This is a genomic window from Shinella sp. HY16, from assembly GCF_028534175.1.
GTDB lineage: Bacteria > Pseudomonadota > Alphaproteobacteria > Rhizobiales > Rhizobiaceae > Shinella.
Genome location: NZ_JAHYXL010000001.1, coordinates 1,769,886 through 1,793,087 on the forward strand (window position 1 = coordinate 1,769,886; position 23,202 = coordinate 1,793,087).

The 23,202-nt window shown below is 64.6% G+C and carries 18 protein-coding genes; 7 read left to right on the forward strand and 11 right to left on the reverse strand.

The window, feature by feature from the left end; all coding sequences use genetic code 11:
* Nucleotides 1-26: 26 nt before the first annotated feature.
* The 4 genes from K0P03_RS09055 to K0P03_RS09070 form a co-directional block, all read right to left on the reverse strand.
* Nucleotides 27-521 (reverse strand): GNAT family N-acetyltransferase, encoded by a 495-nt coding sequence (locus K0P03_RS09055; RefSeq protein ID WP_197283974.1) that lies wholly within the window; start codon nucleotides 519-521, stop codon nucleotides 27-29.
* Nucleotides 521-2,347, reverse strand: coding sequence for a glutamine--fructose-6-phosphate transaminase (isomerizing) (glmS, locus tag K0P03_RS09060; RefSeq protein WP_272789407.1), 1,827 nt, complete (start codon nucleotides 2,345-2,347; stop codon nucleotides 521-523). The genes K0P03_RS09055 and glmS overlap by 1 nt, the downstream gene beginning before the upstream one ends.
* Before the next feature lie 113 nt (nucleotides 2,348-2,460).
* Nucleotides 2,461-3,834 (reverse strand): bifunctional UDP-N-acetylglucosamine diphosphorylase/glucosamine-1-phosphate N-acetyltransferase GlmU, encoded by a 1,374-nt coding sequence (gene glmU / locus K0P03_RS09065; protein ID WP_272789408.1) that lies wholly within the window; start codon nucleotides 3,832-3,834, stop codon nucleotides 2,461-2,463.
* A 134-nt stretch (nucleotides 3,835-3,968) separates the two neighbouring features.
* On the reverse strand, nucleotides 3,969-5,621 hold the full coding sequence (locus K0P03_RS09070) for a Na/Pi cotransporter family protein (protein WP_037408432.1): 1,653 nt from the start codon (nucleotides 5,619-5,621) through the stop codon (nucleotides 3,969-3,971).
* A 281-nt stretch (nucleotides 5,622-5,902) separates the two neighbouring features.
* Here K0P03_RS09070 and K0P03_RS09075 point away from each other — a divergent pair, with 281 nt between their 5' ends.
* The 6 genes from K0P03_RS09075 (at nucleotide 5,903) to lexA (ending at nucleotide 12,212) form a co-directional block, all read left to right on the forward strand.
* Complete coding sequence (locus K0P03_RS09075; RefSeq protein ID WP_272789409.1) at nucleotides 5,903-7,792, forward strand: peptidylprolyl isomerase; 1,890 nt, start codon at nucleotides 5,903-5,905, stop codon at nucleotides 7,790-7,792.
* 15 nt (nucleotides 7,793-7,807) lie between these two features.
* Nucleotides 7,808-8,830 (forward strand): anthranilate phosphoribosyltransferase, encoded by a 1,023-nt coding sequence (trpD, locus tag K0P03_RS09080; protein WP_050744008.1) that lies wholly within the window; start codon nucleotides 7,808-7,810, stop codon nucleotides 8,828-8,830.
* Between the two features lie 8 nt (nucleotides 8,831-8,838).
* Nucleotides 8,839-9,654 carry an indole-3-glycerol phosphate synthase TrpC gene (trpC, locus tag K0P03_RS09085; RefSeq protein WP_272789410.1) on the forward strand — a complete coding sequence of 272 codons (816 nt, stop codon included), beginning with the start codon at nucleotides 8,839-8,841 and terminating at the stop codon, nucleotides 9,652-9,654.
* A gap of 13 nt (nucleotides 9,655-9,667) precedes the next feature.
* The gene (moaC, locus tag K0P03_RS09090; protein ID WP_023512641.1) at nucleotides 9,668-10,165 is read left to right on the forward strand and encodes a cyclic pyranopterin monophosphate synthase MoaC; all 498 of its coding nucleotides are present in this window, start codon (nucleotides 9,668-9,670) and stop codon (nucleotides 10,163-10,165) included.
* Entirely contained in the window at nucleotides 10,165-11,388 is a 1,224-nt protein-coding gene (locus K0P03_RS09095; protein ID WP_272789411.1) for a molybdopterin molybdotransferase MoeA, read from the forward strand. The genes moaC and K0P03_RS09095 overlap by 1 nt, the downstream gene beginning before the upstream one ends.
* Before the next feature lie 98 nt (nucleotides 11,389-11,486).
* Nucleotides 11,487-12,212 (forward strand): transcriptional repressor LexA, encoded by a 726-nt coding sequence (lexA, locus tag K0P03_RS09100; protein WP_272789412.1) that lies wholly within the window; start codon nucleotides 11,487-11,489, stop codon nucleotides 12,210-12,212.
* Here the strand turns inward: lexA and K0P03_RS09105 are convergent.
* On the reverse strand, nucleotides 12,206-14,662 hold the full coding sequence (locus K0P03_RS09105; protein ID WP_272789413.1) for a ComEC/Rec2 family competence protein: 2,457 nt from the start codon (nucleotides 14,660-14,662) through the stop codon (nucleotides 12,206-12,208). The two genes, lexA and K0P03_RS09105, sit on opposite strands and share 7 nt — an antisense overlap.
* Nucleotides 14,663-14,970: 308 nt before the next feature.
* Between K0P03_RS09105 and gltA the strand changes: the two genes are divergently transcribed.
* Nucleotides 14,971-16,260, forward strand: coding sequence for a citrate synthase (gltA, locus tag K0P03_RS09110; protein WP_023516370.1), 1,290 nt, complete (start codon nucleotides 14,971-14,973; stop codon nucleotides 16,258-16,260).
* Nucleotides 16,261-16,291: 31 nt separating this feature from the next.
* Here gltA and lpxB read toward each other — a convergent pair whose 3' ends face one another.
* The 6 genes from lpxB to bamA are packed head-to-tail and all read right to left on the reverse strand — an operon-like array spanning nucleotide 16,292 to nucleotide 23,070.
* Nucleotides 16,292-17,470, reverse strand: coding sequence for a lipid-A-disaccharide synthase (gene lpxB / locus K0P03_RS09115; RefSeq protein ID WP_272789414.1), 1,179 nt, complete (start codon nucleotides 17,468-17,470; stop codon nucleotides 16,292-16,294).
* Nucleotides 17,467-18,345 (reverse strand): LpxI family protein, encoded by an 879-nt coding sequence (locus tag K0P03_RS09120; RefSeq protein WP_050744011.1) that lies wholly within the window; start codon nucleotides 18,343-18,345, stop codon nucleotides 17,467-17,469. Before K0P03_RS09120 ends, lpxB begins: the two co-directional genes overlap by 4 nt.
* 5 nt (nucleotides 18,346-18,350) lie before the next feature.
* Nucleotides 18,351-19,160 carry an acyl-ACP--UDP-N-acetylglucosamine O-acyltransferase gene (gene lpxA, locus K0P03_RS09125; RefSeq protein WP_023516367.1) on the reverse strand — a complete coding sequence of 270 codons (810 nt, stop codon included), beginning with the start codon at nucleotides 19,158-19,160 and terminating at the stop codon, nucleotides 18,351-18,353.
* Nucleotides 19,161-19,162: 2 nt separating this feature from the next.
* Nucleotides 19,163-19,630: a 3-hydroxyacyl-ACP dehydratase FabZ gene (gene fabZ / locus K0P03_RS09130; RefSeq protein ID WP_023516366.1), complete on the reverse strand. Its 468-nt coding sequence runs from the start codon at nucleotides 19,628-19,630 to the stop codon at nucleotides 19,163-19,165.
* Nucleotides 19,623-20,690: a UDP-3-O-(3-hydroxymyristoyl)glucosamine N-acyltransferase gene (gene lpxD / locus K0P03_RS09135; RefSeq protein WP_272789415.1), complete on the reverse strand. Its 1,068-nt coding sequence runs from the start codon at nucleotides 20,688-20,690 to the stop codon at nucleotides 19,623-19,625. The genes fabZ and lpxD overlap by 8 nt, the downstream gene beginning before the upstream one ends.
* Nucleotides 20,691-20,739: 49 nt before the next feature.
* Complete coding sequence (gene bamA / locus K0P03_RS09140; RefSeq protein ID WP_023516364.1) at nucleotides 20,740-23,070, reverse strand: outer membrane protein assembly factor BamA; 2,331 nt, start codon at nucleotides 23,068-23,070, stop codon at nucleotides 20,740-20,742.
* Between the last annotated feature and the right edge of the window lie 132 nt (nucleotides 23,071-23,202).

A 23,202-nucleotide genomic window follows, 5' to 3' on the forward strand; every position in this document is an offset into this window, starting at 1 on the left:
AGCATCTGGCGAGCGTGGGAGGTCACTCAGCCGTAGAAACCCGGATGATAGGAAACCGTTCCCCCGCCGTAAACCGGAGAAAACGCCACGCGCATGAAATACTCCGGTGGCACGCCGTCGAGCGTCAGCTTCGGATCGGCCACAAAGCCGAACCGGCTGTAGTAGGCGGGATCGCCGAGCAGAACGCAGCCGGCCGCGCCCAGGGCCTTGAGGCGCTGCAGCCCCTCCCCGATCAGCCGGCCGCCGATGCCCTCGCCCTGGCGGGCCGGGTCGACGGAGATCGGGCCGAGGCCATACCAGTCCGTACTTCCATCGGACACCGTGACCGGTGAAAAGGCGACGTGGCCCACAATGGCGCCGTCCGCCTCCATCACCAGCGAAAGCGTCAGGGCACCCGCGGCGCGAAGACGGTCGATGATGATATGCTCCGTACCATCGGCATGGGGCGCGGTCTTGAAGGCCGTTTCCGTCAGCGTGCGGATGGCATCCACGTCCTCGGGTCGTTCCGGGCGCAAGAAGATCATTCGACGGTCACGGACTTGGCGAGGTTGCGCGGCTGATCGACGTCCGTGCCCATGAAGACCGCCGTGTGGTAGGCGAGAAGCTGGATGGGCAGCGAATAGATCATGGGCGCGATGATCTCGTCGACATTCGGCAGCACGATCGTCGCCATGGTCTCAAGCTTCGAGGCCGCAGCGCCCTTCTCGTCGGTGATGAAGATGATCCGGCCGCCACGGGCTGCGACTTCCTGCATGTTGGAAACGGTCTTTTCGAAGAACCGGTCATGCGGGGCGATGACGATGACGGGCATGTTCTCGTCGATCAGCGCGATCGGGCCGTGCTTGAGTTCACCGGCAGCGTAGCCTTCGGCGTGGATGTAGGAGATTTCCTTGAGCTTGAGCGCTCCTTCCATGGCCAGCGGATAGCTGGTGCCACGGCCGAGATAGAGCACGTCCTTGCACTTGGAGAGGTCGCGCGAGAGCTGCTCGATCGACGGCTGGATGGTGTTGAGCACGCCGGCCATGATGCGCGGCATTTCGGCGAGGTTGCGCACCAGCGCCTTTTCTTCCGCCTCGTTGATCGTGCCGCGCGCCCGGCCCGCTCCCACGGCGAGTGCCGCCAGGACGGCGAGCTGGCAGGTAAAGGCTTTGGTGGAGGCGACACCGATTTCCGGGCCGGCAAGGATCGGGAAGACGGCGTCCGATTCGCGGGCGATGGTCGATTCGCGCGTGTTGACGACCGCGCCGATCTTCAGGCCGTTCTCCTTGCAATACCGCAGCGAGGCGAGCGTGTCTGCCGTCTCGCCGGACTGCGAGATGAAGAGCGCGGCGGAGGCCGGATTCAGCGGGATTTCGCGGTAGCGGAATTCCGAGGCGACATCGATCTCGACCGGAAGGCGGGCATACCGCTCGAACCAGTACTTTCCGACGAGGCCGGCGAGATAAGCCGTGCCGCAGGCGGAAATGGCCAGGCTCGGCACCTTGGAAAAATCGATCTCGGACGCGATCGGGCGCACCGTATGGGCGAGAAAATCGACATAGTGGCTGAGCGCATGGGAAATCGCCTCGGGCTGCTCATGGATTTCCTTTTCCATGAAATGCCGGTGATTACCTTTGTCGACGAGATAGGCGGCAGCGGACGAGAACTGGCGCGGCCGCTCCACACGGTTGCCGTCGATGTCGAAGACGAAGGCGCCGTCGCGGCCGATCACCGCCCAGTCGCCATCGACGAGATAGGTGATCTCGCTGGTGAAGGGGGCGAGCGCAATGGCATCGGAGCCGAGGAACATTTCGCCGCGACCGTGGCCGATCGCTAGCGGCGGGCCGCTGCGCGCGGCCATGATGGTCGACGGATCGTCCTCGAAGACCACCGCGAGCGCATAGGCGCCGGTAACGCGGCGCAGCATGGCATGCATCGCCTCGCGCCGGCCAAGGCCGTCGCGACGGTGCTTTGCGACGAGCTGGGCGACGACCTCGGTGTCGGTCTGCGTCGTGAAGGTGGCGCCACCGGCGATCAGCTCGTCCTTCAGCTCGGAAAAGTTCTCGATGATGCCGTTGTGCACGACGGCAACGCCATCGACGAAATGCGGATGGGCATTGGCCTCGGTCGGCGCGCCATGCGTCGCCCAGCGTGTGTGGGCGATGCCGATCGTGCCGGCGAGCGGTTCTTCGGCGAGGCGCTTTTCGAGATTGAACAGCTTGCCTTCGGCGCGGCGGCGCACCAGCTTGCCGTCGACGATGGTGGCAACGCCGGCGGAATCATAGCCGCGGTATTCAAGGCGCTTCAGGGCATCGACGAGGCGGCCGGCAACAGGCTGGTTTCCGACGATACCGACAATTCCGCACATGGACCGCTCCGCAGGTTCATTTCGTTCTACTGCATTCGTTTCGTAGAGGTTTTTCGCCGCGGCGCAACACGACGACACTCACTTTCGATTGCAAGCGTTAACGCGGGCAGCGGCTATCCGGCAGCCTTCTTCCTGGCATCCTTGATCGCCTGGTTGCGCTCGCGGATCAGAACGGCCCTGCCCTCCTTGTTCTCCTGCCGGGCCCGGCCGAAGGCGACCGCATCGTCGGGCACGTCCTCGGTGATGACGCTGCCGGATGCGATATAGGCGCCATCGCCGATCGAAACGGGGGCGACGAGCGACGTGTTGGAGCCGATGAAGGCGTGGCCGCCGATGCGGGTCAGGTGCTTGTTGATGCCATCATAGTTACACGTGATGGTGCCCGCGCCGATATTCGTCTTTTCGCCGATGATGGCGTCGCCGATATAGGTAAGATGGTTGACCTTGGCGCCCGCACCGATCTCCGCCTTCTTTACCTCGCAGAAATTGCCGACCTTGGAATGCGGGCCGAGATTGGCGCCCGGCCGCAGGCGGGCATAGGGGCCGATCTCCGCATCCTCGGCGATATGCGCCCCCTCGATATGCGAAAAGGAATGGATGAGCGCGCCGCTTTCCACGGTGACACCGGGGCCGAAGAAGACGTTCGGCTCGATGGTCACGTCAGGCGCGATCTTCGTATCATAGGCAAGGAACACGGTCTCCGGTGCAATCATCGAGACGCCGTCCAGCATCATCCGGTGGCGGCGGCGCTGCTGCCAGAGCCGCTCGATGACCGCAAGTTCGGCGCGTGTGTTGCAGCCGGTCAGCTCCTCCTCCGGGGCCTCGACGGCAATGGCCCGGCCACCGGCCCCGCGCACCACCTCGACGATGTCGGTGAGATAGTACTCACCCTTGGCATTGGCGTTGCCAATCCGGCCGATGAGGTCGAGCGCCTTGCGCCCGTCGATCGCCATCAGGCCGCCATTGCAATAGGTGATCGCGCGTTCGGCCTCGCTTGCATCTTTCTGTTCACGGATCGCCAGCAATTCGCCGTTCTCCACGATCAGCCGGCCGTAACCGGTCGGGTCCGCCGTCTCGAAACCGATGACGACGACATCCGCGCCTCCGGCAAGGCCCGCGCGGGCGGCCGTCAGCGGCGCATCGGTGACGAGCGGCGTGTCGCCGAAGATGACGAGCACGTCGTCATAGCCCCGGGCGATGGCGTCGCGCGCGGCCAGCACGGCATGGGCGGTGCCCAGCCGCTCGGTCTGGATGTGCACGGAGCTGGTGACCCCCGGGTTCGCCGCCGCCGCCTCGACCTTGTCCGCATCGCGGCCAAGCACCAGCGCGACATCGGAAATGCCGGCGCCGACCAGTGCATCGACCACATGGGCGATCATCGGCCGGCCGGCGACGGGATGCAGCACCTTCGAACGGGAGGATTTCATCCGCGTGCTTTCGCCGGCAGCCAGAATGACGGCCAGGCAGGTGCGCTTCGTTGCAGTCATGGGAATCCTCGTTCACCCGAAATCGACGCCGTTCCTTAGCAAAAACGGAACGGAGGAGACAAAGGGATATTTCTCGGGCGGTCCGCGCAAGCCGCCCGATCCTTCTATTGGCTTAGCCCTGGACCGCGGGCGCCTCAGCTCGCGCTGCTGCTGCGCAGGCGGCTCTCCGTCAGAAGCCCGCTCTCGTCGAGGATAGGATAGGCGACCGAGACGAGATGAGCGTTGACGCGCTTCAAGTCGCGCAGCATGTCGAGATGCAGCGAGCTCGTCTGGAGGCTGTCGAGCCGGCCGTCGCGAAGGCGTGCCAGATGACGTTCCGAGGACTGCTTCTCCATCCGTCGCACATCCACCTTCACCTCGACCAGCTGACGGGCAAGCCCGGCGTCCCGCGTGACGAAGATCGTCTGGGCGATGCGCAAATTCTCGATCGTCAGGTTGAAGAGGTTGGCCAGTTCCTTGTAGCCGTCGTCGGAAAATTTCAGGCCATTGGCGATCTTCTTGCGCACCTGCTCCTGCAGGCCCTTCTCGATGATGTCGCCGACATGTTCGAGATTGATCGCATAGTCGATGATGACGATGGAACGCGCGGCGCTCTCGCCGGTGATGCCCTGGCGACCAAGGCGCGACAGGTAGATCTTCACCTCCTGCTGCAAGGCGTCGACCTGCCGTTCCAGTTCGCCGACATCCTTCAGCGGCGCAAGATTGTTGTCGTTGAAGGCCCGCATGGTGCGGATCAGCATCGATTCGATGATGTCCCCGACGCGCAGCACTTCGCGTGTCGCGCCAGACAGCGCGACAACCGGGTTCGAGAGCGCGGAATCGTCGAGATATTTCGGCCCCGTCTCCGGCTGCTTTTCTTCCGGAACGAGCTTTTCCATCAGCTTCGAGAGCGGCCCCGACAGCGGCCAGAGGATCAGCGCGACCACGAGGTTGAACGCCAGATGCACATCGACGGGAAGTTTTGCGGCGGGGATCGGCAGAAGCGCCAGAAGCTCGGCGACCTGCCCGGCAAAGGGTAGCACCGCAAGGCAGCCGACCCCGCGCACGATGAGATTGCCGAGCGTGACGCGCCGGGCCGAAGCAGCCGCCTTCATGGTGGCGATGACCGGCGGCACGGCGCCGCCAAGATTTGCGCCAAGCACGAGGATGACCGTCAGCGCCGGCGACAGGATGCCCATCGCCGTCAGCGAGATGATAAGCACGACGACCGCGAGGCTGGAGGACGAAATGATGGCGAGAACCGTCGAGAAGGCAAGTGCGACGGGCCAGGCCCCGTCGAGCAGCGTCAGGAAGGCGCCGAGCGCGGGCGACTGCCGCATCGGCTCGGTCGCAAGGCTGAGCAGGTGCAGCGACAGGAGCATAAGGCCAATGCCGACCAGAGCAGAGCCGAGACCCTGCCGGGCGGTGGAGCTGCTCGACTTGTAGAAGACGATGCCGATGAGGATGACCAGCGGGGAAACCGATTCGATGCCCGTCGCCACCAGCCAGGCCGTGACGGCCGTGCCGACATTGGCGCCGAGCAGCACGATCTGCGCCATGCGCGCCCTGACGAGGTTGCGCTCGACGAAAGAGGCGATCATCAGCGCCGTCGCCGTCGAACTCTGCAGCGCGACGGTGGCGACGAAACCGGCGAAGAAGGAGCGGAACGGCCCGCGCGTGCCGAGCGCCAGGCCGGAACGCAGGCGGACGCCGAAAGCGCGGGTCATGCCGTCCTTCACCTGTGCGAGGCCGAACAGCAGCAGCGCAACCGCGCCAAAAAGATTGATCATGACAATCGTGGATTCCACGGTTTTGCCCCCTTCCTCCCGGTGAAAACAGGACTCACCGGCCTGATCGCGCATCCGAACACGAAGTTTCGCATCGTGATAGGCCATTTTGGCGGTATTCCGTCAATAATTTCAAAAAACTTTTGTTTGCCGGCAAAATAAATCGACACCGCCTGACACATTTGCGTCAGGCCCTGTTTTCCCGAACATTGCGTAACCCGGGCGGACTTCAATTCCCGCGAACTTTCCGTTAAGAGACGATTTCCGGCCGCACGGCCGCTGAGATTGAGGAAATTTAGACGATGCTCGAAGCCCTGAGACGCGCCTCCCAGACCTGGGTGGCAAAAGCCCTGCTGATCGTTCTGGTCGGTTCCTTCGCTGTCTGGGGCGTTTCGAGCTCTCTCGTGACCGGCACGGCCAATTCCGTGGTCACGGTCGGCGATGTCAGCGTTTCGCCGACAGACTTCCGTCTTGCCTATGAGCGCCAGGTCGCGACCATGTCGCAGCGCTTCGGCATGCGGCTGAATGCCGAGCAGGCCCGGGCCTTCGGCATCGAGAATCAGGTTTTCGCCGAGCTCGTCGCGGGCGCCGCGCTCGACCAGCTTTCGCGCGACATGAATCTCGGCCTTTCCGAAGGTCGCCTCGCCCAGCTGATCGCCGATGACCCGGCCTTCCGCGGCGTCAACGGCCAGTTCGACCGCATGGCCTTCTCTTCCGTCCTGCGCAATGCCGGCCTCCGGGAGAACGATTACATCAACAACCGCAGCCAGGTGGCGATCCGCGCCCAGGTCGTCGAGGCCGTTTCCGACGGCTACAAGGCGCCCGACGTGCTGACCGCAGCCCTGCGCCAGTACCGCAGCGAAGCCCGCACCATCGACTATCTCATCCTGAGCAACGCCAATATCGACCCGGTCAAGGCACCGGGCGACGACGTGCTCGCCCCCTGGTTCGAAGAGAACAAGGCCAAGTACCGCGCGCCGGAATATCGCAAGGTCGTCTATGTCTCGCTCGAGCCGAAGGACATCGTCGACACGGCCGCGATTACCGACGAGGTACTTCAGGCCGACTATGAGAAGAACAAGGACAAGTACCGCACGCCGGCCACCCGCACGATCGAGCAGCTGACGTTTGCCGACCGCGTGAGCGCTGACGCGGCTGTCGCCAAGCTCGCATCCGGCACGACCTTCGACGCCATCGTCGCCGAGCAGGGCAAGACGGCCGCCGACGTGCTGCTCGGTGATTTCACCGAAGCGAACGTGCCGGACCAGAAGTTCGCCGCACCCGCCTTCGCTGTCGCTGAAAACGGCGGCACGACCCCGGTCATCGACGGCACATTCGGCCCGATCATCCTGCGCGTGACGAACATCCGCCCGGAAAACACCAAGACCTTCGACGAGGTGAAGGAGGATCTGCGCAACGAGCTGGCGCTGAGCGAGGCCGCCGATGGCATTCTCGCCGTACACGACCGGCTGGAAGATGCGCGCGCCGAAGGCCTCGGCCTTGCCGAAGCCGCGGCCAAGAACAACCTGAAGGCCGTGACGATCGACGCCGTCGATGCGCAGGGCAACGACCAGAAGGGTGAAGAGATCACCGGCCTGCCCGAAAAGGCCGCCCTTCTCGGCGAGGTCTTCAAGACGGATGTCGGCACGGAAACGCAGCCGATCAATGTCGGCCGCGAGGGTTATGCCTGGTTCGAGGTGCTCGACGTGATCCCGGACCGCGACCGCACGCTGGACGAGGTGCGCGAGCGCGTGGTCGCCGACTGGACCGCCGAGCAGCAGCGCCAGACACTCGCCAAGAAGGCCGAAGAGCTGGCCGAGCGCGTGCGCAAGGGTAGCGACATCGCCGCCATTGCCGGCGAACTCGGCATGGCCGTCGAGAACAAGGCGGGCCTCAATCGCGGCGCCCAGGATCCGGTGCTGAGCCCGGTGGCCGTCGCTGCCGCCTTCGCAGGCCCGCTCGGCCACGTCGCCAATACGCCCGGTGTCGACGGTGAAGGCCAGATCCTCCTGAAGGTGACGGAAGTGAACGCCGAGACCGCCACCGACGCGCTCTCCGGCGACGAGCAGCAGATCGCCGCCGTCGCCCGTGCCAGCGGCGACGACATCCTCGACCAGATGGTGAGCGCCCTGCAGACGTCCTACGGCGTTTCGATCAACCGCACGCTCGCCGAACAGAGCATCGCGCGATAGGGAGACGGCAACCGCATGTCCGACCTGAAACCCTATATCGCCAAGGTTGCCGGGGGCGCGACGCTGGACCGCGAGGACGCCCGCGGCGCCTTCGAGATCATCATGTCCGGTGCCGCCACGCCCTCGCAGATCGGCGGCTTCCTGATGGCGCTGCGCGTGCGCGGTGAGACCGTCGACGAGATCTACGGCGCCGTAGGCTCGATGCGCGCCCGCATGCTGCCGGTCAATGTTCCCGCCGATGCTGTGGACATCGTCGGCACGGGCGGCGACGGCGCCGGCACCTACAACATCTCGACGCTCGCGGCGATCATCGTCGCGGGCGCCGGCGTTCCGGTCGCAAAGCACGGCAACCGGGCGCTCAGCTCGAAGTCGGGCACGGCGGACGCCCTCTCCTGCCTCGGCGTAAAGCTGGACATCGGCCCCGCGGAGATCGCACGCTGCGTGCACGATGCCGGCCTCGGCTTCATGTTCGCGCAGCTGCACCATCCTGCCATGAAGCATGTCGGCCCGTCGCGCGTCGAACTCGGCACGCGCACGATCTTCAACCTGCTCGGCCCGCTTTCGAACCCCGGCAGCGTCAAACGCCAGCTGCTCGGCGTCTTCTCGCCGCACTGGTTGCTGCCGATCGCCGAAGTGATGCGCGATCTCGGCTCGGAGAGCATCTGGGTTGTGCATGGCGAAGGCCTCGACGAGATCACCACGACGGGCACGACGAAGGTCGCCGCGCTCGAGGATGGCAAGATCCGCACCTTCGAACTGACGCCCGCCGATTTCGGCCTTCCCCAGGTGGCACTGGACGACTTGCGCGGTGGAGACGGCGCGCACAATGCCGCCGCCCTCCTGTCCGTGCTCGGCGGCGCACACATGCCTTACCGGGACATTTCGCTCGCCAATGCCGCGGCCTCGCTCGTCGTCGCCGGCAAGGCGGAAACGCTCAGGGACGGCATGCGCCTCGCCACCGAAGCGCTGGAAAGCGGGCGTGCGCGTACCGTTCTGGAACGCCTTGTCGCAGTTTCCAACGAAGGCCAGGCGGAGTAGGATTGTCCATGACCGATATCCTGAAGAAGATCGAAGCCTACAAGCTGGAGGAAATCGCCGCCGCCAAGGCGCGTGTTTCCCCCGCCGAGCTTCGCGCGCGCATCCGCGACCAGGAGCCGCCGCGAGGCTTCTTTGCGGGCCTCAAGGCGAAAAAGGCGGAAGGCCGCTTCGGCCTCATCGCCGAGATCAAGAAGGCAAGCCCCTCCAAGGGCCTCATCCGGCCGGATTTCGATCCGCCGGCGCTGGCGAAGGCCTATGAGGCCGGCGGAGCCGCCTGCCTTTCCGTTCTCACGGACACACCGAGCTTCCAGGGTGCGCCGGAGTTCCTGACAGCGGCGCGGGCGGCCTGCGCCCTGCCGGCGCTGCGCAAGGACTTCATGTTCGACGGCTACCAGGTGCTGGAAGCCCGTGCCTGGGGTGCGGACTGCATCCTTCTCATCATGGCCTCGCTCAGCGACGACGATGCGAAGATGCTGGAAGACGCCGCCTTCGCGCTCGGCATGGATGTGCTCATCGAGGTGCATGATGCGCCGGAAATGGAACGCGCGCTGAAGCTCAAGTCCAAGCTCGTCGGCATCAACAACCGCAATCTGCGCACGTTCGACGTGGATCTTGCCGTTTCCGAAAAGCTCGCAAGCATGGTGCCGGATGACCGCCTGCTCGTTGGCGAGAGCGGCATCTTCACCCATGCGGATTGCGAACGCCTCGGCAAGGTCGGCATCTCCACCTTCCTCGTCGGCGAAAGCCTGATGCGCAAGGATGACGTGGCGGCCGCCACCCGCGAGCTCCTTACCGGCTCGGCCGGCATGCTGGCAGCGGAATGATGGCGGTCTCGAAATGACGGGCGAGGCCCGCACGCTCACGCATATCGGCGCGTCCGGCGAAGCCAACATGGTGGATGTCGGCGGCAAGGCCGAGACGGTGCGCATCGCGGTTGCCGAAGGGTTCATCCGCATGGCGCCGGCAACGCTGGACCTCATCCTCAAGGGCGACGCCAAGAAGGGCGACGTGATCGGTACGGCGCGGCTTGCCGGCATCATGGCCGCCAAGCAGACCGCCAGCCTCATCCCGCTCTGCCATCCCCTGATGCTGAGCAAGGTCGCGGTCGACATCCGCGAGGACCGCAGCCTTCCGGGACTGCGGATCGAGGCTATGGCCAAGCTGACCGGCCGCACCGGCGTGGAGATGGAGGCGCTCACCGCCGTCAGCGTCGCCTGCCTCACCATCTACGACATGGCGAAAGCCGCAGACCGCGAGATGGAGATCGGCGGCATCCGCCTCGTCGAAAAATCCGGCGGCCGCTCCGGCGACTACCGGCGCGGAGACGCAGGCTGATGTCGCTGCTGCCTGTCGAAGACGCCCTCCATCGCCTGCTTTCGGCCGCCCGGCCGACGCAGCGGACAGAGCTGGTCCGCCTGCATGAGGCGGATGGCCGCGTGCTTGCCGAGGATGTTGCTGCCAGGCTGACGCAGCCGCCCTTCGACAATTCCGCGATGGACGGTTATGCCGTGCGCCACGCGGATATAGCCACGCTCGGCTCGATCCTGAGCGTTGCGGGCATGTCGTCCGCTGGCCACGCCTTCCAGGGCACCGCAGGCCCCGGCGAGGCCGTGCGTATCTTCACCGGCGCCCCGCTGCCGGCCTTCGCCGATACCGTGCTCCTGCAGGAAGATGCCGAGGTTCTGGAAGACGGCCGCATCCGCACCACCTTCCTCACACCGAAGGGGCGCCACATCCGCCCGCGCGGCCAGGATTTTTCCGAAGGCGAAATCGTCCTGAGGGCCGGGGACGTGCTCGATGCCGGCCGCCTGACGGTCGCGGCAGCCATGAACCATGCGGCGGTGACCGTCTATACACGCCCGCGCATCGCCGTGCTCGCCACCGGCGACGAGCTTGTGTCGCCGGGCACGCCTCCAGGCGCCAGCCAGATCATTGCATCCAACACCTACGGCGTCGCCGCGCTCGCCCGCGCGGCAGGCGCGGAGGTGATCGACCTCGGTATCGTCGGCGACGACAAGGACGCGATTCTGAACGCCGTGCGCCACGCGCTGTCGCTCGGTATCGACGCGCTCGTCACGCTCGGCGGCGCCTCCGTCGGGGATTTCGACCTTGTGCAGCCCGTGCTCGGCGAAGCCGGCATGGACCTCGATTTCTGGCGCATCGCCATGCGCCCCGGCAAACCCCTGATGGTCGGCCACCTCGGCGACGTGCACGTCGTGGGCCTGCCCGGCAACCCTGTTTCGAGTCTCGTCTGCTCGCACCTCTTCCTCGTTCCCCTCGTGCGCCGCCTCGCCCGCCTTCCCGCGGAAAACCGCGAACGTCCGGCCATCGCCGCCGTGCCGCTCAAGGAGAACGACCACCGGCAGGACTATGTTCGCGCACGCATTGCCCGCGACCCCGCCGGAGACCTGCTCGTCACGCCCCTCGACAAGCAGGATTCCTCCATGATGAAGGCCTTCGCCGCATCCGAGGGCCTTCTCGTCCGCGCACCCCACGCTCCGGCGGCCCCTGCAGGCGCGCCCTGTACAGTGCTTCTCCTGCGCGAACCATCCGCCTGAACAGTACTATTATTGTTTCAGCAGCCCCTTGCAGAACACATATGGAACAGATAGTGTCTGTTCTGGATTTGTTTCACTCGATTCTCGGTGGAGGGGCCATGCTCACGCGGAAACAACAGGAACTTCTCCTGTTCATTCATGAACGGATGAAGGAGTCCGGTATTCCTCCCTCCTTCGACGAGATGAAGGACGCGCTGGATCTCGCGTCGAAATCGGGCATCCACCGCCTCATCACGGCGCTGGAGGAACGCGGCTTCATCCGGCGCCTGCCGAACCGGGCCCGCGCGCTCGAGGTGATAAAGCTTCCCGAAGCCTATACCCAGAGCCTGCAGCCGCGCCGCGGCTTTTCACCTGCCGTCATCGAGGGCAGTCGCGGCAAGCAGCCCCCCGCTCCCGTCGCCGCCCCGCCGCAGCGCACGCCCATGGCCGAGGTTTCCTCATCCGTCTCCGTTCCTGTCATGGGCCGCATCGCTGCCGGCGTGCCGATCTCCGCCATCCAGAACAACACCCATGACATCACCGTTCCAGCCGAGATGATCGGCAACGGCGATCACTATGCGCTGGAGGTCAAGGGCGATTCGATGATCGAGGCCGGCATTCTCGATGGCGACACGGTGATCATCCGCACGGCGAGCAGCGCCAATCCCGGCGAAATCATCGTGGCGCTTGTCGACGACGAGGAAGCCACGCTGAAGCGCTTCCGCCGCAAGGGCGCGTCGATCGCGCTCGAAGCGGCAAACCCCGCCTACGAGACCCGCATCTTCGGGCCGGACCGGGTAAAAATCCAGGGCAAGCTGGTTGGCCTCATTCGCCGCTATCACTGATCGCCCGGCGGATCGAAACTGCCTGTGCGCCAGTCGTAGCTGCGGTGGCGGGCCCAGGGCCGGTCGAGACTTTCCACGGCTGGTGTGACCTGCGCAACTGAAAAGATGTTGGATAGGCCTTCGGCGTCCGGGTGGATTTCGAGGGCGCCGGTTCGCCTCAGGTGACGCGCCGTCACCAGGCGCGCACCCGAGCGGCAAGCCTTGAGCCGCAGGGCCAGGGACACGACGACGAGGTCGGCAGCGTCGCAGGCCGTGCCCAGGAAGGCGACGTCGTCGAGGGTCACGATCCGCCAGCCGCTTGGCGAGACGGCGGCACAGAATGCCTTTGCCTCGCAGACGAAGCCATTGCCGGCCCGGGCCTCCGCGAGCGCGGACGCCATGGCGTCCCTCGCCTTCTGCCGGTCGGCCCTGCGCCGGGGCTTGTTTCGGCTTTCTGCAGCACCCGTGGTGCTGACGGCTTCTTCAAGGGTCAAGCCGGCGCTTCTGCGGATCTCCGGTTTTACAAGTTCGCCGAGCCGAAGGGCGCGCCGCCACTGCGAATAGATGAAGTCTGGCGGTCTTGCCCGGTTTGTGGCGACGGTTTCGCCGCGAAGGATGGCAACGAGGCGGCCATCCTCGGACACCAGCACTTCCGGCGTGGCACCTCCAGCCGGAAAGCAGGCGATGGCGAGGCCGATCCCGACAAGCAGCGTTCCCGCATGGCGCAGCCGCGTGCGCAGGATGCAGACAAGCCCGCCACCAAGACCGATCAGCAGGAACGCAATCGAGGGAATGCGGCCGGTGACGATCTCGCCCTTCCAGCTCGCAACCCATGTCGACAGCGCGATCATCCACTCGATGCCCTTGCCCATGATCGCGAAGGGCACGCCATCGAGGCCGAAAGGCATGAGCAGTACGGCGATGAGGCCGAAGGGCATGACGATCGCGCTGATGACAGGCATAGCGAGCAAGTTGCCGGCAAGTCCATAGGCCGGGATGCGATGGAAATGGCCGATGGAATAGATCAGGGTCGAGAACCCGCCGATCAGCGAGGACAGGAGCAGCCCGCCGAAGAAGCGCCCCAGCGCACCACCGAACAGTTTCAGGCGCCCTCCCTCGCCCTCGCGGCGGACAGGACGTTCCCGCCAGGCCGCATAGCCGGCGACGAGCCCGAGCGTTGCGGCATAGGACATCTGGAAGCCCGGATTGGTGACGGCCGACGGTGTCACGGCAAGGATGACGATGGCCGAGAGTGCCACGTTGCGCAGGCTGATCGCCGCACGGCCGAACAGCACCGCCAACAGCATGATGCAGATCATGATCCACGAGCGCACGGCGGAGATCGCACCGCCCGAAACGAGGATATAGAGCGTCACCATGACGAGCGCGCCGGCGGCGGCAATCTTCTTGGCGGGATAGCGTTCGGAAAAGCCCGGGATCAGTGCCATCAGAACGCGGGCGCCGACGAGGAAAGTGCCAGCGGCGAGCACCATGTTGAGCCCGGAAATGGCCAGCACATGGGCAAGCCCCGCCTCTCGCAATGCCTCCACCGTTTCCGGGCTGATAGCCCGCTGCTCAGCTGTCACCAGGGCCGCAGCGATCGCGCCGGCATCGCCGCCAATCCGCCCGCGGATATGCTCGGTGAGGTTGTTGCGCCAGGTCGCGACCGTCTGTCGAATCCGACCCTCGACGCCCGGCTCGGCCACTGCAACCGCACGCGGGGCCTGATAGAAGTAGCCGACCGCGCCGGTGCCGGCGAAATAGGCGTCAAAGGCGAAGTCGTTGAGGCCGGAAAGCGCCGGGCCAGAGGGCGGCCCGAGCCGTGCCCGTCCGGTTATCCCACCGCCGATCGGGATCGGCGCATGCCGACTGCGGGCGAGGAGCGTCACCACGCCGGGCGGGCGTTTGAGCACCGGGTCGCGTGTCGTATCGAGCGCGATGCGGTAGCGGATCGCACCCCGTTCGTCACTCTCGCGCGCCAGCACCCGCCCGCTGACATCGGTGGTAACGGGCGCATCAAGCACGACCGTATCGAGCCGCGCGCTTTCGAGCGCCGCCAGCAGCATGCCGACCGGAACGAAGAGTATCGCCCCGGCGGCGAGCGCAGTCCAGTCCTCCCGATGTCGGAAGCGCCAGGCGGGCCAGAACGCGAAGGCAGCGAAAAGCAGCAGTGCTGGAAGCGATGGATCAGTAACGGCGGAAAACCAAAGGGCCGCTCCAGCACCAAGGAAGACCGGCACGAACAGGAAGAAATGGCCATGTGCCCGTTCCTGCGCGAAGGCGGCGCGCCACGTCTGCGGCGTCTCGGAAGCACTCCTCAAGCGCCCCGCCGCTGTCAGAAGCACCACGACCCTGCCCCTGCGGGCCGGCGGATCGCGTGCCGGGACCGGCAGAGGAGCATCGTCAGGCGCCGCCCGCCAGGCATGCGCTTCGGGCACCTCCCGCCGTTCTGCGACCTTGCCCTTCTCCATGATCCCGGCCCCACCCGTTCACACCGCCACTATGCAACCGAATGATGGAAACTTCAATCAGTAGTGGTCGCTGCAAGTGCTAAGCCAGACAGAAAGGATGCCACCTCCGCATTTCGCGAAACACGCGTAAAAGTTGCTTGAAACTTGCTGGAAAGGGTAGATATTGCGTTGCCGGAAAGCCTATTTTCGCAATGCACAATTTGCCTTTCGTCTCGCTTGGCAGGCAGGTGCAAATGGGCTAGCAAAACGAGCATGTTCATGGTTCCGGCACAACTTCGTGCCGCCATTGGAAACAACGGAGGATCGTTATGACAGGAACAAGCGCGGGTGTATCGGTCGGTGGCAAAGCGGTTGAGCTGCCGACGCGATCCGGTACCATCGGCCCCGATGTGATCGACATCGGCACGCTGTACAAGAACACCGGCACCTTCACCTACGATCCCGGCTTCACCTCCACCGCGTCCTGCGAATCGAAGATCACCTATATCGACGGCGACGAAGGCGTTCTGCTGCATCGCGGCTATCCGATCGAACAGTTGGCCGAACACGGCGATTTCCTCGAAGTCTGCTACCTTCTGCTGTACGGCGAACTGCCGACCAAGTCCCAGAAGGACGATTTCGATTACCGCGTCACGCACCACACCATGGTGCACGAGCAGATGAGCCGCTTCTTCACCGGCTTCCGTCGCGACGCCCACCCGATGGCCGTCATGTGCGGCTGTGTCGGCGCGCTCTCGGCCTTCTACCACGACTCGACCGACATCACCGATCCGCACCAGCGCATGGTCGCCTCGCTGCGCATGATCGCCAAGATGCCGACGATCGCCGCGATGGCCTACAAGTACCACATCGGCCAGCCCTTCGTTTACCCGAAGAACGACCTCGACTACGCCTCGAACTTCCTGCGCATGTGTTTTGCCGTGCCCTGCGAAGACTATGTGGTCAACCCGGTGCTCTCGCGCGCCATGGACCGCATTTTCATCCTGCATGCCGACCACGAGCAGAACGCCTCCACCTCGACGGTTCGTCTCGCCGGTTCCTCCGGCGCCAACCCGTTCGCCTGCATCGCGGCCGGCATCGCCTGCCTCTGGGGCCCAGCCCATGGCGGCGCCAACGAAGCCGCGCTCAACATGCTCGCGGAAATCGGCTCGGTCGAGCGTATCCCGGAATATGTCGCCAAGGCCAAGGACAAGAACGACCCGTTCCGCCTGATGGGCTTTGGCCACCGCGTCTACAAGAACTACGACCCCCGCGCCCGCATCATGCAGAAGACGACGCACGAGGTTCTCGGCGAACTCGGCATCAAGGACGATCCGATGCTGGAAGTCGCCATGGAGCTGGAGCGCATCGCGCTGACGGACGACTACTTCATCGAGAAGAAGCTCTACCCGAACATCGACTTCTACTCCGGCATCACGCTGAAGGCGCTCGGTTTCCCCACCACCATGTTCACGGTGCTGTTCGCGCTCGCCCGCACGGTCGGCTGGATCGCCCAGTGGAACGAGATGATCGAGGATCCGGAGCAGCGCATCGGCCGCCCGCGCCAGCTCTATATCGGTGCCCCGAAGCGGGACTACGTACCGGTCTCCAAGCGCTGATTTCAGCGGAGCCATCCATGAAAAAGCCCGGTCAGTTTCGACCGGGCTTTTTTGTTGCAAGAAGGTCCAGAATGACCGCCGCGCCAGTTTCACCGGGCGGGCGCTGTGTCTGCATGCGCGTGTGTACGAGGTCATAGCCTTCCAGCATGGCGCTGCGCTGGGCCGTATCGGTCGAAAGCCGTTCGACCCAGCGGGTCAGACTGCCGGGGCGCACCATGTCGTTCAGATATTCCGGCACGACGGCGTAGTCGGCAATGATGTTAGGGATCGCCGCCGTCCAGATCTTCACCTTGCCGAGGAAGAGGTTGGCGAGCCAGTCGAAACGATAGGTCGAGACGACAGGCACGCGCGCGAGCGCCAGTTCGAGGATGACGGTGCCGGAGGCCGCGATCGCCGCATCGGCTTCGATGAAGGCCTGCCACTTCTCCGCGGTCGAAACGGTGATCTGCGGCTGCACCGGCCAGTCCGCCGTCAGTTTCCGCACCAGCGCCTCCTGCCGCGGCACGGTCGGCAGAAGGAAGCGCGTGCCGGGGTTGCGCCCGATAATTTCCTGCACCGCTTCGCCAAAGACCGGCAGCAGACGGGTGATTTCCGTGCCGCGTGAACCGGGAAGCAGCAGGCACGCGCACTCGCCCGGCGCGCGTTCGCCACGGGCAAGCCGTGCGGCACGAACCTGCTGGATGTCGGGATCGCTGACCAACCGGTGGCCGACATAGGTGGTCGCAGGGCCGCCGAGCCGCTCCATCACGGCAGGCTCGAACGGCAGAAGCGCGAGGACACGGTCGACATAGGCGCGCATGCGCGGTGCGCGCTCTTGTTTCCAGGCCCAGACACTCGGGCAGACATAATTCACGACCGGCAGGTCCGGCAGCGCCTTGCGCACGCGGCGCGCCACGCGATGGGTGAAGTCCGGGCTGTCGATGATGAGAAGCACATCCGGCCGTGCGGCGACCAACGCATCGGCCGTCTGGCGAATGCGGCGGATAAGCGACGGCAGCCGCTTCAGCACCTGCGAAATGCCCATGATGGAGAGTTCGGAGAAATCGAACAGGGATTTGAGACCTTGCCGCTCCAGCGCTTCGCCACCGACCCCGACCAGCGTCACCGGACCGGCATGCATGGCCCGTAGCGCCGCGATCAGATCGCCACCGAGAAGATCACCGGAAACCTCGCCGGCAATGACGCCGATTTTCAGAGGGCTTTCCGTCATCGCCGTGCCTCCGCCCTCTCGGGTATGATGCCCGTCACGAACAGACCGTGCGCATCCGCTTCCGCAACAAGCGCCGCACGTTCCAGCACAAGCGAGCGCCCAGCCTCCACGGCGATCCCGGCAAGGCCGGCGGCGCGGGCGCGGTGCAACGTTTCCATGCCTATGGACGGCAGGTCGGCGCGCAGGTCCTGCTCGGGCTTGCACAGTTTGACGAGAACGCCCTTGCGGCGCGTGGAGATGCGTCCGGCGGCACGCAGGCTTGCCACACGCTCCAGCATCGCATCCGTACCCTCCGCGCCCTCGAGCGCCACCACGCGCCCGCCAAGCGCGACGGCGCCCTGCCCCACATCGAGGCGACCGAGCGCCAGCGCCGCGGCGGCCGCGGCGGCAATGTCGGCTTCGGCGGCCGCATCCGGCGTGACGGTGCCGAGCGGGCCTTCGCTGCCGAGCAGATCAGGCACGATTTCGTGCGCGCCGACGACCCGCACCCCCTCCGCTTCGATCAACCGGATAACCATCTTCAGCACCGCATCATCCCCCCCCTTCAGCAGGGTTCGGATGATGGACGGGACGGCGGCGAGCGCTTTCAACGGCGCATGGATGTCACGCCATTCCGGTCGACGGCGGACGGAACCCGACAGCACGGCGCGGCCGATGCCCTTCGCCCGAAAGGCGGCGCCAATACCAGCATAGTTGCCAATGGAAATGACCTGATGGTCGAAGCCGGTCCAGTCCGGGCTGGATTCGTCGCGAAGCGCCAGGACAAAGGGATCCTCGCCACGGGCGCGGGCCGCATCCGCGACATAGCGCGGCAGCAGGCCGCCGCCAGCGATGATGGCCAGCCGGTCGCGCACGAGGGGCCGGCTGTCCGCCACGCCGCTCAGCCCTTGCCGCGGTTCGGGGAGGACAGCGCGCGGTCGCTTTCGACAGCGATGAAATCGAGGATGTGCATGACAGGCACGCTATCGGCATAGTCCGCACGGATCGCCGCCGCATTGGCGCGGATCGACCCCTCGCCCTCGAAAATCTGCTTGAAGGCGCGGCGAACCTCATGGATCGTCGCTTTCTCCATACCGGAGCGGCTCATGCCGACGACGTTGAGGCCGCCGAGGATGCCCGGGTTGCCGTTCAGCATGCCATAGGGGATCACGTCATAGGCAACCGCCGAAAGCCCCCCGATGAAGGCCTGCCGGCCGATACGGGTGAACTGGTGCACCGCCGAACCGCCACCCAGGATCACCCGGTCCTCAACGGTCACGTGGCCGGCGAGCATGACATTGTTCGACAGGATGATGTGATCGCCGAGCTGACAATCATGCGCGACATGCGAATTGGCAAGGAACAGGTTGTGGTTGCCGACGACGGTCTTGCCACCGCCTTCCGTCGTGCCGGTGTTCATCGTCACGCCTTCACGGATGACGCACATCTCGCCGACCGAGAGGGTCGTCTCGGCGCCGTCGTGATTCACGCTCTGCGGATCGCCGCCGATGACGGCATTGGCGAAGATGCGCGTGCCGCGGCCGATATGCGTGCGCCCCGTCACCACCACATGCGTCAGAAGTTCGACACCGTCGCCGAGAACGACCTTGGGCCCCACATGGCAAAAGGGTCCCACGACGACGTTCTCACCGATGACCGCTCCGTCCTCGATGACGGAGAGCGGGTGGATCTTCGCGCTGGCGGCAATCATGATCAGGCGTCTTCCTTCTTGACGATCATCGCGCCGATATCAGCTTCCGCGACGAGTTGCCCATCAACTTTTGCATCGCAGTGAAACTTCCAGATATTGCCGCGCTGCTTCTGCTTGACGACATGGAACTCGACGCGATCGCCGGGCACGACCGGCTTGCGGAAGCGGGCATTGTCGATCGTCATGAAGTAGACGAGGTTGGAGCCCGAGCGCGTCTTGCGGGCGCAGATCGCACCGGCGGTCTGTGCCATGCCCTCGATGAGCAGCACGCCCGGCATGATCGGGTGGTCGGGAAAATGGCCCATGAACTGCGGCTCGTTGACAGTGACGTTCTTGATGCCGACAGCAGAATCGTCGCCATCGATGTCGACGATCTTGTCGACGAGCAGGAACGGATAACGATGAGGAAGCAGCGTCAGGATCTCACGCAGATCAGCCACGCCGAGCGTTGCCTTGGTTTCTTCACTCATCGTTGCCCCCCTTTTTCTGGACTCGAGTGCTGGAACGCATGGCGATCTCCGCCATGTCGCGCAGGAAATCGCGCATCGGGCGCGCGGGAATGCCGCCGTATTTCTCGCCGGCTGGAATATCGGCGACGACACCGCTCATGGCAGCAATCTGCACGCCGTCGCCAATGGTAATATGACCGTTAATGCCGGCTGCGCCGCCGATCATCACGCCGTCACCGATGCGCGTGCTGCCGGCGATGCCCACGCCACTGACGATGCCGCAATGCCGGCCGATGCGCACGTTGTGGCCAACCTGGACCTGGTTGTCGATCTTGGTCCCCTCCCCGATGACGGTATCGTCCATCGTGCCGCGGTCGATCGTCGTGTTCGCGCCGATCTCCACATGGTCCTGGATGATCACGCGGCCGATCTGGACGATCTTGATCATGCCGGGCTTGAGACCGGGAGCATAACCGAAACCGTCCTGGCCAATACGCGCGCCGGGATGAATGATGACATTGTTGCCGATCAGCGCACACTGGATCGTAACGCCCGCGGCGATCGTGCAGTCGCGGCCGATGCGCACGCCTGCACCGATGACCGCCCCCGGCCCGATGCGGCTGCCCTCGCCGATCTCCGCGCCCCTGCCGATCACGGCCATCGGTTCCACGGACACATTGTCCTCAAGCCGCGCTTGCGGATCGACATAGGCGCCCTGAGCGACGCCGACGGGCGCCGAGGTCATCGCTTCCGGGCGCATGGCCGAAGGGTGCAGGATTTCGCCGGCGCGGGCAAAGGCGGTGTGCGGACGGGCTGAAATCAGCACCGCGGTCTTTGGGGGAACGAGCGACACGAGAGCGCGGTCGCACAGGATCGCGCTCGCCTCGCAGGTCTCGAGCTCGGCGCGGAACTTGCGGGAAAGAATGTAACAGAGATCGCCTTCTTTCGCCCGATTGACGGGCGAAACGTTGCGCACGACGCGGTCGGCCTGCGCAGGATCGGCGAGTTCCGCCCCAAGCCTTGTGGCAAGGTCACCCAGACGAATGCCGTCATGGGGCGGAAAGAACCAGTTATGCTCCATAGGCATGACTCCAGAACGTCCGTCTTCTCGCAGTTCTGGACTGCTTACCTCAGAACTGGGTCGCGATGCCGAACTTGAAGCGCTGCACCTCGTCGAAGGATTCCTTCTTGACCGGAACCGCGTAGTCGACACGCAGCGGGCCGAACGGCGAAGCCCAGATGATCGAGGCACCGACGGAAGCGCGCAGGCTCATGTCGTCACCACGGACCCTGTCGGCCGCAACGGTCTTGACGTCATTGCCGTAAAGCGTGCCGGCATCAACGAAGACAGCGCCGCGGAAGCCCGAGTCACGGGAGATGAACGGCAGCGGGAAGGAGGCTTCTGCGGATGCCGTGAAGTAGGTCGTGCCGCCGAGCGCATCGCCCGTCGAGGTCGCACGCGGGCCAATGCCGCTCGATTCGAAGCCGCGCAGGTCGTTCGCCGACAGCGTGAACTGGTCGAAGACCTTCACGTCGTTGCGGCCCCACATATGGCCACCGCTGACCGCGATGGAGCCGATGACATCGGCGTCTTCGAGCAGCGTGTGGAAGTAACGAGCCTTACCCGAGATCTTGTAGAAATCCGAATCGCCACCGAGACCGGCAAACTCCTGCGTGATCTGGGCGAAGATACCGTCGCGCGGCAGTGTGCGATCGTCGATCGTGTCGTAGGTCAGGCTGTGCGAGACCGAAGAACGAACCCACGGACCGTTGACCACGACATGCTGATACGGCGACGACAGCTCGTCGAGGTCGCCCGACTTGTAGTCGAGCTTGGTGTAGTTGTAGCGCAGCGACGTCGACAGGTCTTCCGTGATCGGAGCCGTCACACGCAGGGTAAAGCCCTGCGTATCGACGCTGTAGTAATCTTCGCTGTCGTCCTCGTTCTTGAAGACGTCGAAGCCGGCCGCAAGGCGGTAGCCGAGGAAGTAGGGTTCGGTGAACGACAGGTTGTAGTCACGCGAATTCTCGCCGCCACCGGCAGCCACGCGGATATACTGGCCGCGGCCGAGGAAGTTCTTTTCCTCGATCGAAGCTTCCAGCTTGAAACCACCCTTGTTGCCCGTCTCGTAACCGGCGCCGATACCGAACGAGCCGGTCGACTGGTCCTGAACGTCGACGACGAGCACAACGCGGTCAGCCGAGCTGCCCGGCGCCGTGGTGATGTTGACGGTCGAGAAGTAGCCGAGCGCCTCAAGACGGCGCTTGGCGCGCGTGATGACTTCCTGGTTGAAGGCATCGCCTTCACCGATATCGAACTCGCGGCGGATGACGTAGTCACGCGTGCGGGTGTTGCCGCGGATCTCGATGCGCTCGACATAGGCGCGCTCGCCCTGGTCGACGAGGTAGTCGACGGCGATCGTGCCATTGCCGAGGTCGCGGTTGCCGCGCGGGGTCACGCGGGCAAACGGATAACCGTTGGCCGCGACGCGCTTGGAAATCTCGGACATTGTGTCCTGCACGTCGCGGGCGCGATAGGTCTTGCCCGGGCGCGATTCGACGAGGCCCTTCAGCTCTTCGCCATCGATGCCGTCAACGGTCGATTCAACGTTGATTTCACCGAAGTCGTAGCGCTGGCCTTCCTCGACCGTGAAGGTCACGACATATTCGTTGGAGGCTTCATCGAGAACGGCTTCCGACGAAACGACGCGGAAGTCGGCATAACCGTTGTTGAAGTAGAACTGGCGCAGCGCCTCTTCGTCGGCGCGCAGCTTGTCTTCGCTGTAAACGTCCTTGCGGGTCAGGAACGACAGGAAGTTCGACTTCTTGGTGACGACGACGGCCTGCAGGCGGCTGTTGCTGTAGGCCTGGTTGCCGACGAAATTGATCTGCGAGATCTTCGTGCGGTCACCTTCATCAACGACGAAAGCAACGTTCACGCGGCCATTGCCGAGCGGATAGACCTGCGTCGTGACCGTGGCGTCGGAACGGCCGATCGAAGCGTAGGCATCACGGATGGCCTGCTTGTCGGCCTCGATGGCGGTTTCGCTGTACGGGCCGAGCGACTGCGAACGCAGAACCGGCGCGAGCTTCTCGTCCTTGATCTTGCGGTTGCCGTTGATGACGACCTGGTTGATCAGCTGGTTTTCATCGACGGTGACGACGAGCGTGCTGCCGGAAACCGAAACCTTCACATCCGAGAAATAGCCGGTCGCAAAAAGGCGGCGCACGGAGGCGTCGATATCGGCATTGGAGAAATTCTTGCCAGGCGTGATGGTGATGTTCGCCTTGACCGTATCGGCGCTCACGCGGCTGGCGCCACGCACCTGGATGCTGCGGATAACGGCCGCTTCCGCGACGGAGGCGGAGACAAGCGTGGCAAAAGAGCCGCCCGTGACAACCATACTGGCCGACAATGCAACGGCCGACACGGCGTTCAAAAAGTTTGAACCAGCTTTCATCTTCACTACTTACCTTCGTTTCAACGTCCCGGCAGGCGCGTACGCCCGATTCCGGTCACGTTTGCCGTTTTAACCGCTTTTGCCATACAAGCAAGCGCACGCGTTAATTTCTGTTTACTTCAATTCCAACCG